At 67.7% G+C, this 13152-nt stretch carries 15 protein-coding genes; 6 read left to right on the plus strand and 9 right to left on the minus strand.

All coding sequences use genetic code 11. The features are described 5' to 3' along the window. The first annotated feature begins 192 nt into the window (after nucleotides 1-192). A complete protein-coding gene (locus IR155_RS14795) occupies nucleotides 193-774 on the plus strand; it encodes an ABC transporter permease (RefSeq protein WP_005052801.1) in 582 nt (193 codons plus the stop codon). A 22-nt stretch (nucleotides 775-796) separates the two neighbouring features. Here the strand turns inward: IR155_RS14795 and IR155_RS14800 are convergent, their stop codons facing one another. The 6 genes from IR155_RS14800 to IR155_RS14825 all read right to left on the minus strand — a co-directional run bounded on the left by IR155_RS14800 (nucleotide 797) and on the right by IR155_RS14825 (nucleotide 5624). Further along, a complete protein-coding gene (locus IR155_RS14800; RefSeq protein ID WP_135115566.1) occupies nucleotides 797-1942 on the minus strand; it encodes an amidohydrolase family protein in 1146 nt (381 codons plus the stop codon). Between the two features lie 54 nt (nucleotides 1943-1996). Beyond that, nucleotides 1997-2920, minus strand: coding sequence for a phosphodiesterase (locus IR155_RS14805; protein ID WP_135115567.1), 924 nt, complete (start codon nucleotides 2918-2920; stop codon nucleotides 1997-1999). Between the two features lie 18 nt (nucleotides 2921-2938). Then, nucleotides 2939-3769 (minus strand): tyrosine-protein phosphatase, encoded by an 831-nt coding sequence (locus tag IR155_RS14810; protein ID WP_005052798.1) that lies wholly within the window; start codon nucleotides 3767-3769, stop codon nucleotides 2939-2941. Further along, a complete protein-coding gene (locus IR155_RS14815) occupies nucleotides 3766-4599 on the minus strand; it encodes an extracellular solute-binding protein (RefSeq protein ID WP_005052797.1) in 834 nt (277 codons plus the stop codon). The genes IR155_RS14810 and IR155_RS14815 overlap by 4 nt, the downstream gene beginning before the upstream one ends. Before the next feature lie 102 nt (nucleotides 4600-4701). Continuing rightward, the gene (locus IR155_RS14820; RefSeq protein WP_005052796.1) at nucleotides 4702-5292 is read right to left on the minus strand and encodes an SIS domain-containing protein; all 591 of its coding nucleotides are present in this window, start codon (nucleotides 5290-5292) and stop codon (nucleotides 4702-4704) included. Continuing rightward, nucleotides 5208-5624 carry a MurR/RpiR family transcriptional regulator gene (locus IR155_RS14825; protein ID WP_165801295.1) on the minus strand — a complete coding sequence of 139 codons (417 nt, stop codon included), beginning with the start codon at nucleotides 5622-5624 and terminating at the stop codon, nucleotides 5208-5210. Before IR155_RS14825 ends, IR155_RS14820 begins: the two co-directional genes overlap by 85 nt. A gap of 117 nt (nucleotides 5625-5741) precedes the next feature. Between IR155_RS14825 and IR155_RS14830 the strand changes: the two genes are divergently transcribed. Then, a complete protein-coding gene (locus IR155_RS14830; protein ID WP_005052795.1) occupies nucleotides 5742-6092 on the plus strand; it encodes a hypothetical protein in 351 nt (116 codons plus the stop codon). A gap of 116 nt (nucleotides 6093-6208) precedes the next feature. On the opposite strand, the gene IR155_RS14835 is transcribed toward IR155_RS14830, so the two are convergent. Then, nucleotides 6209-6418: a hypothetical protein gene (locus tag IR155_RS14835; protein WP_045245741.1), complete on the minus strand. Its 210-nt coding sequence runs from the start codon at nucleotides 6416-6418 to the stop codon at nucleotides 6209-6211. A 302-nt stretch (nucleotides 6419-6720) separates the two neighbouring features. On the opposite strand from IR155_RS14835, the gene IR155_RS14840 reads away from it, so the two are divergent. Together IR155_RS14840 and IR155_RS16380 are read left to right on the plus strand one after the other, a co-directional pair. Then, the gene (locus IR155_RS14840; RefSeq protein ID WP_231729493.1) at nucleotides 6721-8040 is read left to right on the plus strand and encodes an ISL3 family transposase; all 1320 of its coding nucleotides are present in this window, start codon (nucleotides 6721-6723) and stop codon (nucleotides 8038-8040) included. A gap of 138 nt (nucleotides 8041-8178) precedes the next feature. Continuing rightward, nucleotides 8179-8430, plus strand: coding sequence for a helix-turn-helix transcriptional regulator (locus IR155_RS16380; protein WP_409366565.1), 252 nt, complete (start codon nucleotides 8179-8181; stop codon nucleotides 8428-8430). Nucleotides 8431-8550: 120 nt separating this feature from the next. Here IR155_RS16380 and IR155_RS14850 read toward each other — a convergent pair whose 3' ends face one another. Then, entirely contained in the window at nucleotides 8551-10275 is a 1725-nt protein-coding gene (locus tag IR155_RS14850; protein ID WP_135115569.1) for a type IV secretory system conjugative DNA transfer family protein, read from the minus strand. Between the two features lie 68 nt (nucleotides 10276-10343). Further along, nucleotides 10344-10664, minus strand: a complete 321-nt coding sequence (locus tag IR155_RS14855; RefSeq protein ID WP_135115570.1) for a hypothetical protein — start codon at nucleotides 10662-10664, stop codon at nucleotides 10344-10346. A 91-nt stretch (nucleotides 10665-10755) separates the two neighbouring features. On the opposite strand from IR155_RS14855, the gene IR155_RS14860 reads away from it, so the two are divergent. Next, on the plus strand, nucleotides 10756-11928 hold the full coding sequence (locus IR155_RS14860) for an IS701 family transposase (RefSeq protein WP_047519100.1): 1173 nt from the start codon (nucleotides 10756-10758) through the stop codon (nucleotides 11926-11928). Between the two features lie 267 nt (nucleotides 11929-12195). Next, nucleotides 12196-13039, plus strand: a protein-coding gene (locus IR155_RS14865; protein ID WP_241186004.1) for an IS5 family transposase whose coding sequence is annotated in 2 segments (ribosomal slippage) — nucleotides 12196-12501 and nucleotides 12503-13039 — 843 coding nt in all. Because the reading frame shifts where the segments join, the coding sequence is not laid out codon by codon here. Nucleotides 13040-13152: the final 113 nt, after the last annotated feature.

The following is a 13152-nucleotide window of genomic DNA, read 5'->3' on the forward strand; positions in this document are numbered from 1 at the left end:
CACTCGTACGCTCAGATATCAACTGGGGCCTCCCTCACGTATGTGGATAGGCGAAGCCGGAAGACCGGCCCGCAACCCACGGTCTACGCGAGCGGAGGCCTCAGGCTCAACCACTCATAGCGTCTAGTCGCTTTCCAGGAGAACTGGCTCTTCGCGCGGATGGCGAGCGACGTCTTGCCGAGTCTTTCCAGGATGATGATCGGGTTCATCGGCGCTGTGGTCATCGGCGTGGTCGTGGGGTTCGTTCTCGGTCAGGCGCACCGCCTCCAGGCGATGTTCGCACCCGTGCTCGAGTTCCTGCGCGCGATCCCTGCGGTCGCGTTGATTCCCCTCGTCATCATCGTGCTGGGCCTCGACGACACCGCGAAGGTGATTCTGATCACCTTCATCTGCCTCTGGCCCGTGCTCCTCAATACCGAAGCTGCAATCAGAGGAATGGACCCCGGACTGCGCGAGACCGCCCGGGTGTACGGCATCCACTGGTTCCGCTACGAGTTGCAGGTCGCACTTCCCGCGGCAGCTCCGCAGATCTTTGCCGGAATGCGCACGAGTCTTTCGCTCGCGCTCATCATGGTCGTCGTGAGCGAGATGATGGCGGGAGGCAACGGGATCGGCGTCTTCGTTCTTCAGTCGCAGAGGTCGTTCGCGATCACGGACATGTGGTCGGGCATCGTGCTCATCGGGATCTTCGGGTACGTGTTCAACCTGCTGCTCATCGTCGTCGAGAACCGGGTGCTCGCGTGGCACCACGGCGCGAACACCGCCGTGGAGTGACACCGCGGTCGAGAGGACGCCCTCACACCTCGATGCCGCCGCACCACACACGCAGAACGCGACGCGCGGCAGCGATGTCGGTGAGCGGATCGCCGTCCACCAGCACGAGGTCGGCTCGCAATCCGGGGGTGATCGCCCCCCGATCGTCGAGTGAGAACGCGTGCGCGGCCGTCGAGGTGGCAGCGCGCAGCGCTTCGGCTGTTGACAGGCCGGCGTCCACGAGCAGAGCGAGTTCGTCGTGCATGCTCTCGCCGTATGGCGGCATTGCCCGTTCGAGGAGCCCGATGTAGGCGTCTTCGTCGTGCATGCTCTCGCCGAAGGACCCGATGTGGGCGTCGGTGCCGGCCAGGACCGGAACGCCCGCGGCATGCATCGCGCGCGTGCTCTCGTGGGCGTGTGCATAGCTCACACCGGGAACGCCCGCTGCGGTGAGATTCGCGGCGATGCCTTTCATCATCGTCAAGGTCGGGATGAACACCGTGCCCTGGGCGAGCATCGTCTCAGCCGTCGCATCGTCGAGCGCGCGGTCGAGTGGAGCATGGGTGATCATGTCGGCCCCCGCAGCGAGGCTCATACGCACAGCTTCGTACAGGGCTGCGTGCGCGATGACCTTGAGCCCCCGCGCGTGCGCAGCAGCCACGAGTGCATCGAGCACGTCCTGGGTGGGACCGGGCAGATCGGCGATGATCTTGATGTAATCCACCCCGTCTGCCACCTGCACCTCGACGAACCGCTCCGCCTTGTCGGGGGAATCGACCAGCGCGACGTCCGGATAGGTCGGAATGCGGCTGTGCGTGCTGCCCTGAGATGTCGCCGCCATGCCGGCGGTGCGGAAGTCAGCGACTCCCCTCAGTCCCCGCAACGACTGGAACTGTGATGCGGGCCATGTCGCCATGTCCAGGCCGGTGGTGACACCGTACGTGGCGAGCGTCTCGAGGGACTCGCGCCCCTTCAGGTGCATGTGACAGTCGATCAGGCCAGGAAGGAGCACCGTACCTTCCGCGTTGACGACAGCGGCACCGACGACGACCGCATCCGCTGATACGTCACCGATGCGCCCGTCGGGCTGGACGACGACCGTCGTGGGGGCGCTCAGACTGTGTCCGTCGAAGACCCTGGTGTTCGTGATCGCGGTCGCAGAGACTGCGCCGAGCGTGGAATCCGTCATGAACTGCTCCGTTCGAGGAGATGTAGATACGAGACATTATTGTTCACGGGCTGACTACTCTCCCGCCGACGCGTTGACGGCGGCGAGCGCGTTGACGGCGGCGAGCTGCTCGTCGGGGGTCATGTTCATGAACGCCTCGAGCATCTCGGGAGTCATCTCGTAGACGGTCGGGAACTGCCCGATCGGCACGACGGAGTGCAGCACCCGGTCGCCGTAGACGTGCACGAGGTTGTAGGACTGGCCGCCGTCCTGGCCGCGGGCACCGGGGTAGGCGACGGCGAGGTCCTGCGTGTAGCAGGTCGCCGACGCGACCGACACGGGCACGCCCGCGAACGTGCTGGTGGTCGAGTAGTGCAGGTGACCGCCCAGGATGCCGCGCACGTCGGTGCCCCGGATGACCTCGGCGAGGCGCTCCTGGTCGCGCAGCTCGATCAGGGCGATGAGCCCGACCGGGCTCGGCACGGGCGGGTGGTGCAGCGCGATGAGGGTGCCGTCGGGCGCGGGGACTTCGAGCTCGCGGCGCAGCCACGCCAACTGCTCGTCGCTGATCTCGCCGTGGTGCTGCCCGGGCACCGTCGAGTCGAGCGCGATGATGCGCAGACCGTTGACGTCGTAGACGCGGTCGACGGGCTCGGACTGGTCGGCCTCCTCGTCGAGCAGGCCGCGGCGGAACGCGACGCGCTCGTCGTGATTGCCCATCACCCAGATCACCTGGGCACCGAGCTTCTCGGCGGCGGGCTCGACGATGGCCCGCAGGCGCTCGTAGGCGTCGGGGCGGCCGGTGTCGGCGAGGTCGCCGGTGAACACGATCGCTTCGGGGCGGGCGTTGGCCTTGGTGAAGCCGTCGAACAGCTCTGCGAGGTTCTTGTCACTGTCGATGCGCTCGTGCAGCAGGTCGCCGTCGCCCACGAAGTGGGTGTCAGAGACATGCAGGATGAAGTGCTCGGGAGCGGGATGCTGGCTCGCGATGTGCGACATGGTGTGTGTTCCTTCCGATCAGACCGCGGTGGCGGCGGGGTCGATGATCACGGCGGTGAGACGCTCGAGCTCGGTGGGGGTGAGTCCGTGGGCGAGGAGGTAGGCGCTGATCGACCCGTGCTCGCGGTCGATGCGCTCGAGCAGCGCCTCGAGCACCTCGGCGGGGCTCTCGGTGATGAGTTCGACCATTCCCGCGGTCAGTTCGATGCCGCGCTGTTCGAAGACGGCGGTCATCGCGTCTGACCACTCGCCGCGCAGGTTCTCGGCGGTGGCGGCGTAGTCGGCCACGACGTCGTCGCGGTCGACCCCGGCGGCGGCGAGCGCGAAGGCCACGACGAGACCGGTGCGGTCTTTGCCGGCGGTGCAGTGCACGAGCACCGCGTCGTCGTCGTCAGCCGCGATGATCACCCGGATCGCGTCGACCAGCTGCGCCCCGCGCTCGTCGACGATGTGGTCGTAGACGGGCACGAGTCCGACGTGCGTGGTGGCCTGCGCGGCCGGGTCGGCGTCGTCGAACACGGGCAGGTGGTGCACGGTGACCTCGAGCCCGTCGACCGCGCTCGGCGCTGTGGCGCGCTCGTCGCCGCCGCGCAGGTCGATGATGTGGGCGACGCCGATCTCGGCCAGCCGGTCGCGACCGGTCGCGTCGATGCGGTGCAGAGCATCTGACCGCAGCAGCTTGCCCCACCGGCTGGTGCCGCCGGCTGCACGGTAGCCGCCGGTGTCGCGCAGGTTGTAGAGGCCGGCCACGGCGTGGCGACGCTCACGAGGCGCCGCGGTCGCGGCATCCGGCGACGAAGCGGCCGCGGCATCCGTCGCCGAAGGCGTCAGGTCGAGGTCGATGGTCATTCGATCAGCCCCTGCGCGCGCTCGGCGGCCTCGGTCATAGTGGCGGCCGGGTCGGCGCCGTAGAAGACCGCGTCTTCGATGGCGGTGGCGAGCACCTGGTCGACCTGGGCGTAGCTGTCGCCGGGGTACGACACCCACGGCTCGAGCGCGTCGAGCTGCTCGAGGTTGGGCTTCACGAGCGGGTTGGCTTCGACCCAGTCATAGAGCGGTCCGCCCTCGTCGGCCATGCTGCTGCGCAGCGGTAGGTACCCGATCTGGGTCGAGATGATCTCGTAGGCGCGGGGGCTGGTCATGAACTGCATGAGCTCCCACGCGGCGGCCTGCTTGGCGGGGTCGGTGGCGAACATCGCGAGGAACGAGCCCGAGTTGGTGGGCACGACCGCCTGGTCTCCGAACGCGGGCAGGGTGTGAGCGTCGAGGGTCCAGCCACCGGCCTCGGCGCCCATCATGAACGCGCCCTGCAGGGCCGAGCTGTTGACGTGGATCGCGGTCTTCCCCTGCGCGAACGCCTCGTACTGGCTGGTGAAGTCCTCGTTGGTGAGCACGCCGTCCTCGTACATCTCGGTGAAGGTCGCGACCGTATCGATCGCGGCGTCCGAGCCGAACTCGATCGTCGTGCGGTCATCGCTCAGCACCTGGGCGCCGTTCGAGAGGAAGAGGCCCTGCATGCACCAGCTGCCGCCGGTGATCACGCACGACGCGCTCATCGAGGGGGCACCGGTGGACTCGGTGATCTGCGCGGCGGCGTCTTCGATGATCAGGTCGATATCACTGACGGCGGCGGTGCTCTTGAAGGAGCGACCGACACCAGAGAGCTGGATCGTTCCCATGAGTCGCCTTCTGCAAGCGACCTGACGAACCGGGGCCTTCCCGCGAAATCCGCTTGCAGAGCTATTGCAATCGAGGAAAGTGAATTTCCTGCAAACGGAGTGTCAACGCCCATCGCCGTGGTCGATAACGTCTGGCACGTCGGATGCCTCGGCGTCGGAGCCGTCGTCGGCGACGATGTCGAGCACCTCTTCGCGCACCGCGAGGCGCGCGCGGTCGGCGGCGTCGCTCATGCGGTCGGCGACGGCGATCTGCAGGGCGTTGAGCACGAGCAGCTGTACGAGCCCGCTGCCGAGAATGCCTTGATCCCACGCCTGGAAGCGCGCACCGGCGACGAGCAGGTGGTCGGCGCGGGTGGTGAGCGGGGTACGGGCGAAGCTCGTGACCCCGATCACGGTGGCGCCGGCGTCGACGGCGGCGTCCGCAACCGCGAGGGTCACCGAGTTGGCGCCACTCGAGCTGACGATGAGGCACACATCACCGGGGGCGAGCACGCGGGCGGTGAGGTGGGCGACCACGCCGTCAGCGGGCGCTTCGCAGGGCCGGCCGTTGACGGCGAACGCGACGGCCGACGCCTGGGCGGCGGCGTGCGAGGCGCCGGTGCCCGAGATCAGCAGGCGCGGCGCGCGGGCGATGGCGTCGGCAGCGGCGTCGAACGCGACCGGGTCGATCGAGGCGAGCGCGGTCTGCAGCATCCCACCCGCCCCTCGGCCAGCCACCGCAGAAAGCCCTCGGTGCCGGCGGGTGCGTCGGGCGCGGCGGTGGCGTCGGCGGCGAGGTCACGCACGAGCAGCATGCGCAGGTGCTGAAAGCTGCGCAGCCCCAGCGCCTGGGCGGTGCGGCTGACGGTGGCCGGCGACGTGTTGGCGGCTTCGGCGAGGTCGGCGCCCGACATGTCGACCACGTCGTGGGGTCGCTCGGCGCAGATGCGGGCGACGCGCTGCGCGCTCGGTACGAGCGACGGCAGGATCGAGAGGATGTGGTCGATGGTTCCGCCGAGCGGCGGCTCGTTGAGGGGCGAGTTCATGTAGCCGGTGATCACCTTTCGGGTTCGCCGCACATCGTATGGGCGCAATGCGACCACGACCCCAACCATAGGTGAACGCAGCGTTCAACGCCTCCGCTATCCGCGAAAGGCAATTTCATGACCTCCCTGCGTCCGCTCGAGCTCCCGAACAGTGCCATGCCCGCAAGGAAGTCGGCCAAGGGTGACTCGACCGAAGACGCCCACCTCGAGCGCCGCGATGGCGCCTACGATGACCGTCCGTGCGAGCCAGAGCCACGTGATCTGTCGATCCCGGCGGTCAAGCGCTCGAACGTTCCGCACGTCGATGTTCCGCTGGCGGGGGCGCCGGGGCAGCAGACACCGGTAACCAACGACGCGAAGAAGCCTGCCACGACGATGACGCCCGCAGCGCGGAACCAGAGGGCGGGGGCGACGCGCGAAACTGATCCTGCTCATGGCCCGATCAGACCGATGGCCACTCAGACGTGAAAGGGGAGACATCGCGCCCGGGCCGAACCGTCGCACGCTGACGTCCCCTCACCGCGCAGTGCCCGCAAGGGGATGGTAGATGGGCGAGCAGTTCTGGGACTCTGGTCGACGATTCTTCAGCTCGCCTGTGGAAGTCCCTGGGACAACGCCTGTCGGATTCTCCAAACAGGAAAACCGCTGAGCTGCGCAATCAAGTCCACATCGAACTCGTGCTCGAAGTAGGCCACCCGCACCGCCCGGATGCGCGACGGATTGTCACCGAAAGCCAGTGTGAACTCGGTGGCGTAGCGCTCCCAGACGCTGAACTCATACCCCGGTGCCGTCACGATGCATTCACCTCATCCCGGGTGCAACTCTCAGGAGTGGTCGCGGTGCTAATGCGATGCTACGACACCCGTGTTAACGCCAGGACACAAGGAGATTCCGGGAAAGCTCGCTACGCACGGTGTGCACCGATACGGGGATGGCCCGCCCGGGGTGCATGGTTCACACCGGGGTGACCAAGGGAATTGGGGGCTCTTCGGACATGCGGTGGGGGTGAGGCTCGCCGGGTGATGGTCGGCGGGTAGGGGTCGAGGTCCCCGAGGATCAGTAGCGCCAACTGCTGATCCATCACGAGGACCTCGACGTGCTTCACCCTACTTCGGGGTGCGCTGACGCGCGCTCTGCCGCTGATCCGTGTTACCGCTGCGATCTGCTGGTCGGTCTCGACGGCGTCCATGTCGAGCACGTTGACCGCCGCGACGGGCTGCTGATCGTCACCGTTTCGACACCGGCGGCGCCGACCGGGTGCCCGTTGTGCGGGGTCGTGGCGATCGGTCGAGGGCGCCGCCGTCGAGTGTTGCATGACGTGCCGGGCGTGACGCGGGTGCGGATCGTCTGGCGGCAACGGGTCTGGCGATGCGGCGACGTGGGCTGTGCCAAGAAGACGTTCGTGGAGCAGCTTCCCTCGCTGGTCGCTCGGCGCGGGTCGCTCACAAGGCGAGCCGTCGACTGGGCGATCGGGCAGCTGCGCCGCGAGCACGCCACGATCGAAGGACTACGTCGTCAGCTCGGGACATCGTGGAAGACGGTGTGGCGGGCTGTTGAGCCTGAACTGGTGCGGTTGGCAGCCGACGAGTCCCGGTTCGAGAACGTGACCACGCTCGGCGTCGACGAGCACATCTGGCATCACGTCGACCACCGCAAGCGGGGCCCGAAGGAACTGACCGGCATGGTCGACCTCAGCCGCGACAGCACCGGGAAGACGCGGGCCAGGCTGCTCGACCTCGTGCCGGGCAGATCGGGGAAGGCATACGCGTCCTGGCTCAGCGAGCGGGGCGAAGCGTTCCGAAAGAACGTGAAGGTGGCGGCGCTGGACCCGTTCGCGGGCTACAAGACTGCGATCGATGACACGCTCGAAGACGCGGTCGCTGTGCTGGACGCGTTCCATGTCGTCAAGCTCGGCACCGCCGCCGTCGACGAGGTCCGCCGCCGCGTCCAGCAAGACACCCTCGGGCATCGCGGTCGGAAGGGCGACCCGCTCTACGGGATTCAGACCATCCTCCGTGCCGGGGCCGAGAACCTCACCGACAAGCAGCGGATCCGGCTGACCGCGGCAATCGAGGCCGATCCTGCGCACGACGAGGTGTTCGTCGCGTGGCAGTGCGCACAGCAGCTGCGCTCTGCCTACCACGCGAAGGACCTGACCGAGGGGCGGCGGATCGCCGAGAGGGTGGTCGACACGTTCCACACCTGCCCGATCCCCGAGATCGCCCGCCTCGGCCGCACCCTCCGCCGCTGGCGTTCAGCGTTCCTGGCGTACTTCACCACGAGCCGCGCGAACAACGGCGGCACCGAGGCGATCAACGGGATCATCGAGCTCCACCGCCGCCTCGCCCGCGGCTATCGCAACCGCGAGAACTACCGCCTCCGCATGCTCCTCACCGCCGGCGGACTCACCCCATGACCCCCCCACCGGATGTCCGAAGAGCCTCTTTACCCCACTCCGTCGCGCTATCCACAGGTATCTGTCGCAGCCGCTGGTGCACTGGGCCACTCTGGGCATATGGGGGTGTTTGATGCTGTGCCCGATCGCGACCCGAACATGGGCAGAGCACGGCACCGTGCGTCCGCCGCACAGCTCTCGGACATCGTCTATCAAGCACGGCTTGCCGCCGGGCTCTCACAGGAACAAGCCGCTCAAGCCGCGGAGATCTCCACGGAGACATACGCAACGATCGAGCGAGGTTTCACGGTCTCAGGCGAGCCCGCAAATCCTACGCTTCGCACACTCACTAACGTCCTGACAGCCCTCAGCGTCGACGTGCGCTTCGCGGAGCAATCTGACGAGATGTGATCAGGGTCCTTTCCCGAGCGCGCGCCGCGTAATTTAGCGCTCATCACTGCGCTCCTTCCCTCTCACGGATTTGCCGGCTTGCCGCCGCGAAGGATGACATCTGGAGCGCGACCCGGGAGGTCACCTCCGCGGGGGAGTGGCCGGCTTTCTGGGCGGGAGTGCGCGGCCGCTGAGGAGTCCGCCGCTCTGAACGAGCCAGAATTGCCCGATGCTCGCCTGGCGTACGTCCTGCGGCGGCACGACGTAGGTGTGTTGTGCTCGAGCGGAGCGCAGTTCGTCGCCCGTGGCGGCACCTGAAGATTCGAGCCGCATCACCGTGCCGGCGTAGCTGACGACGGATTCGGGCGCCTTCGACCGTCCGAAGATGAGGGCGGCGCCGCTGGACAGTGCGCGCTCTCGCCGCGTCTCGTCGTTGGAGATCCCCGCGACCGACTGCACGGCCAGCCACAGACCGAGCCCTGCGGACCTCGCAGTTTCGAACATGCTTCCCGCGGTGTCGCCGGGGTCGCTGTCGGCTGTGACCAGCTGCGCGAACTCGTCGACGAACACGACGCCGGGTGATTTGTCGCGGCCGCGCAGCCTCGTCGTCATCCACTGGCGCAGATCCAACAGCATGAGATCTCCGACGCGCGCTTCGGCCTCGTCGGCGGGGGAGAGGGGAACGATCGTCAGATCGGCGCCGCCATCCCCATAGGACCAGCCCGCGGCAGCCAGGTAGGGCTCCAGGGGCTCGAGCGCCATAAGCAGTGTGTCCCGGATGCGCTCGTTGCGCAGCGTGCCGATCTTGTCGACGGGCGCGAGGAGACTGCTCAGCTGCGTCTGGTCGCGCACGTGGTCCGTCGGGTCGTTGAGGCGGGAGAACAGGTCGCGCATCCCCGTGAGGGGAGCGTGGGACTGGATCGCGCGCAGTGCTTGCTCCGCCTCGCGACGATAGAACGCTCCATCCCCGTGGCTGACGGGGATGGTCCGCAGCAGCTTGGTCGTGATTTGCGACGTCGTGCCGGTGAACAGATTCCATGGCTCGCCGATCCGCACCGTGTATCCCAGTGAGCGGGCGAGCTCCGCGAGCTCGTCCGCATCTTCGGGGTCGCCTTTGGCGTCGATGAACGTCACCGGCCAGCCTCGACGCAGCACCTCGACGATCGCGTGGTGCATCAGAACCGTCTTGCCGCTGCCGCTCTCGGCCAGCTGCATGACGCGGATCGCGCCCGCAGCGGCGGGAAGGGTGACGAACCGTCCCGCGGGATCGGTCCAGTCGGAGATCTCGCGCCGGTCCGCGAACTTCTCCGCGAACGAGGAGACAGTCGCGCGGCTCACGAGAGCGATCGCGCCTGCCGGCGCGTCGATGCTCGTTCCTTTCCCGGCCGAGAGTGCCCCGGTGCGCGGGTCCAGCTGCACGCCGAGCCGGCGTGCGCTTACGAGATCCGCAGCACGCTTACGAGCGCTCTCGATGTGCTCCTGGGTGAGCACATCAGGAATGGTGCGCCGTCGCACCATTTCCGCGATCCGTCGACGACGAATCGACCAGGTGACCGGCAGCAGCAGCAGCCCCAGCGCGAGGTTGAGCAGCAGCCAGGGCCACGCGCCGGCCCACAGCGGTTCCCACCACCGATCAGTGTCCAGCAACGCCTTCGCGGCGCCGGAGCCTACCCACTCGGTGATCTGGGCTGCTTCGTACGCGATCACTACGGCGACCACCATGACGCCGATCGTGTTCACGGCCCACTGCCAGCGGTAGGTGATCCAGAACGCATGTCGCTTCGCGATCGCGTACCCACCGATCGTGGTCACCAGCCACGGGATCGCGAGGGGGAGCAAGATCACTGCGGCGACGGCGCCCAGCACCGTCGTGACGATCCCGGTCAGCGCGTCGGAAGCTGGGTCCGACTGTGGCGTGCGCGGCTGGTCACTCATCAGTCTCGACCTCCCCACACGGGCAGCTGGTTGGGCAGCGGCGGGGGAGTGGTCGGCGCCGCCGGCACGACCACCGGCGCCGGCGCTTCCTCCCACGCTCCGGTGAAACCGTCGTCGGTCAGCCGGCCCCGCTCGTCGATGATCGGTAGCACGAGAAAATGCGGCTGCAGGGAGGGGTGCACCAGGCGCTGCACCTCGCGCGTCAGCGCGCGACCCGCCTCGGGCGTCGTGAGGTACACCACCCGTTCGACGCCGCCCTGGATGCGGCGCACGTGGTCCGGGAGGATGTCTCGATAGCGCTGCAGCGTCTTGGTGGTCAACTCCACCTCGACTAGTACTACAGTCGCGTTTATTTTGCGTGGTGCGGCGCGTTAGCGCCGTTGTGGGTGATGATCGTGTTAACCCTTGGCGGTGGGTGACGATATTGCTGTGGCGGATGTGCGGGAGTGGGCGGCGGAGCTGGATGAGGTCGCTGGTCTGATCGGGCCGCGGTTCGCTCGTTCGGAGCCGCGCCGGAACGCTGTCGCGTATGTGCGAGGGCTGCTGTCGGAGCAGGAGCGGAAGAACTCGTGGACGCTGTCGGAGCACGCCGGTCAGGTGACGCCGGATCCGATGCAGCGGCTGTTGTCGACCACGGACTGGGATCCCGACCTGGTCCGTGACGATCTCCGCTCCTACGTGGTCGAGCACCTCGGCGACCGTGCCGGAATCCTGATCGTCGATGAGACCGGGTTCTTGAAGAAGGGCGACCGGTCCGCGGGCGTGGCCAGGCAGTACACGGGCACGGCGGGACGGATCGAGAACGCGCAGGTCGGCGTCTTCCTGACGTACTCGACACCCACGGGCCGGACGTTCCTGGATCGGGAGCTGTATCTGCCGAAGACGTGGACCGAGGACCGTGCCCGCTGCGCCCGCGCCGGTGTCCCGAAGGAGCGCGGGTTTCAGACGAAGCCGGAGCTCGCGATGGGCATGCTGGCCCGCGCGATCGATGCCGACGTCCCCGCATCATGGGTGACTGGCGATGCCGTCTACGGCCAGTACTACCGGCTCCGCAAGGCGCTCGAGGATCGCGGGATGTCGTACGTGCTCGCCGTGCCGTCCAGCCAGCGGGTGATCGCGAAGACCACCGTGTCGATCCTCGGGAAGGAGTACCGCGCCGACGCGCTCATCGGCGAGCTCCCAGCCACGGCGTGGCGGACCAGGTCCGCCGGCGCGGGCTCGAAAGGCGACCGCCGATACGCGTGGGCACGCGCCCGGATCAACGGGGAACGCGACCCGGATGCCGAGTACTGGCTCCTCGCCCGCCGCAGCCTCACCGACCCGTCAGAGCTCGCGTACTACCTCTGCCACGGCCCCAAGCGCGTCGCCTTGGGCGAGCTGGTCCGCGTCGCCGGCGCGAGATGGGCGATCGAGGAGACCTTCCAAACGGCGAAAGGGCAGACCGGGCTGGACCACTACCAAGTCCGGCAGTACACCGGCTGGTACCGGCACATCACGCTCTCCATGCTCGCCCACGCCTTCCTCACCGTCACCCGGTCAAAAAGGGGGCTCGAGGAGACAAAGACGGAGACCTCGTCGAGCTGAGCCTGCCCGAGATCCGACACCTCATCGCCGCGCTCGTGCTGAATGCGCCCGCCGACCCCGCGCGAGTGCTCCACCGGTCACGCTGGCGCCGAAAACACCAACACACCGCCCGACGACACCATTATCTACGCCGCGGACACACGCCATAAACGCGACTGTAGTACTAGGGCGTGTCTCCCAAAGGTTTGGGCTGGTCGCTGGAACGCTCGGTGTGTGTCTCGAACGGAGTTGCTGACTGATGCGCAGTGGGAGCTGATTGCTCCGTTGATGCCGTCCTCGCAGGGGCGTCGTGGTCGGCCGTTCGCCGATCATCGCACCGTGGTGGAGGGCATCATCTATCGCTACCGGACCGGGATCGCGTGGCGGGACTTACCCGGGTGCTTCGGGCCGTGGCAGACGGTGTGGAAGCGGCACCGCCGCTTCAGCGGTGATGGGACGTGGGACAAGATCCACAGCGTCCTGCTGGCCCATGCCGACGCCGCCGGGCTGATCGACTGGGAAGTCTCGGTGGACTCCACGATCAACCGCGCCCATCAGCACGCCACCAACCTGCCCCGGGACACAGGGGGACCTGACGAATTACACGAATCTGCGCATCGAGCCGCCTGATCACGCCATCGGCCGCTCCCGCGGCGGCCTGTCGACGAAGATCCACCACCTGTGCGACGGGAACATGCGGCCGCTGGTGATGCTGCTCGGGCCCGGGCAGGGCGGGGACTCCCCGATGTTCGAGCACGTGATGAACGCCCTGCGGGTACCGCGCCTGGGTGGGGGCCGGCCACGCACCAGGCCCGACCGGGCGCTGGGTGACAAGGCTTACTCTTCCCGGGCCAACCGCAAGCTGTTGCGCCGGCGCGGCATCCAGGCCGTCATCCCCGAACGCGATGATCAGATCGCCAACCGCAAGCGCCGCGGCGCCAAGGGTGGTCGCCCGGTCACCTACGACACCGAGGCCTACAAGCGCCGCAACGTCGTCGAGCGCGGATTCAACATCTTCAAGCAATGGCGCGCCTTGGCCACCCGCTACGACAAACTCGCCCTGACCTATCGCGGCGGCGTCGTCCTACGCGCCATCACCATCTGGCTCAAGGCTTTAAGAGACACGCCCTGATATGGGCGTGGGTTTGTCAAGGGGCAGGGGTGAGCGGACGCCGTGCCCGTCGGCTTCCGGCGTCCGCTCGTTCCGGTCGTGTCCGGTGGTGACGCGCGTGTCGTGTTCGACGC

This window comes from Microbacterium paludicola (assembly GCF_015235415.1).
Classification (GTDB): domain Bacteria; phylum Actinomycetota; class Actinomycetes; order Actinomycetales; family Microbacteriaceae; genus Microbacterium; species Microbacterium paludicola.

Excerpts from the sequence above, each read along its gene's own strand:
- IR155_RS14825 (WP_165801295.1), bottom strand. The coding sequence starts at position 5,624 with ATGAACTCGCCCCTCAACGAGCCGCCGCTCGGCGGAACCATCGACCAC.
- IR155_RS14815 (WP_005052797.1), bottom strand. The coding sequence starts at position 4,599 with ATGGGAACGATCCAGCTCTCTGGTGTCGGTCGCTCCTTCAAGAGCACC.
- IR155_RS16380 (WP_409366565.1), top strand. The coding sequence starts at position 8,179 with ATGGGCAGAGCACGGCACCGTGCGTCCGCCGCACAGCTCTCGGACATC.
- IR155_RS14820 (WP_005052796.1), bottom strand. The coding sequence starts at position 5,292 with ATGCTGCAGACCGCGCTCGCCTCGATCGACCCGGTCGCGTTCGACGCC.
- IR155_RS14800 (WP_135115566.1), bottom strand. The coding sequence starts at position 1,942 with ATGACGGATTCCACGCTCGGCGCAGTCTCTGCGACCGCGATCACGAAC.
- IR155_RS14795 (WP_005052801.1), top strand. The coding sequence starts at position 193 with ATGATGATCGGGTTCATCGGCGCTGTGGTCATCGGCGTGGTCGTGGGG.
- IR155_RS14830 (WP_005052795.1), top strand. The coding sequence starts at position 5,742 with ATGACCTCCCTGCGTCCGCTCGAGCTCCCGAACAGTGCCATGCCCGCA.
- IR155_RS14810 (WP_005052798.1), bottom strand. The coding sequence starts at position 3,769 with ATGACCATCGACCTCGACCTGACGCCTTCGGCGACGGATGCCGCGGCC.
- IR155_RS14805 (WP_135115567.1), bottom strand. The coding sequence starts at position 2,920 with ATGTCGCACATCGCGAGCCAGCATCCCGCTCCCGAGCACTTCATCCTG.